At 63.8% G+C, this 304-nt stretch carries 1 protein-coding gene; it reads right to left on the bottom strand.

The genetic code is table 11. The annotated features are described in order from the left end of the window. Nucleotides 1-304, bottom strand: a 304-nt coding sequence (locus VT52_RS33990; protein WP_143070963.1) for a DDE-type integrase/transposase/recombinase, incomplete at both ends; no start/stop codon positions are given.

Raw genomic sequence — 304 nt, 5'->3', positions numbered from 1 at the left:
ATGAGTAATTGGGCAACAGGGTCTCTCGATGAAGGTGAAGACCTCGGCGCGGGCGGTGGCCCGGTCGGGCCAGATGCGGGTGCCGATCTCTTCCTTGAGCAGGGCCCAGAAACTCTCCGCGGCCGCGTTGTCGAAGCATGATCCGGTGCGTCCGCAGCTGTTTCGCAGTCCCAACTCTCTTATTCGGTCCCAGAATTGGGTCGAGGTGTATTCGCTGCCGCGGTCACTGTGGATCACGCAGCCGGGCTCCAGGTTCCCTCGGCCGTAGGCCATGTCCAGGGCGTCCACGACGAGTTCGGCGCGG

The sequence above is a fragment of the Streptomyces malaysiense genome (assembly GCF_000980885.2).
GTDB lineage: Bacteria > Actinomycetota > Actinomycetes > Streptomycetales > Streptomycetaceae > Streptomyces > Streptomyces malaysiense.
This window is presented reverse-complemented; position numbering and strand designations above follow the sequence as displayed.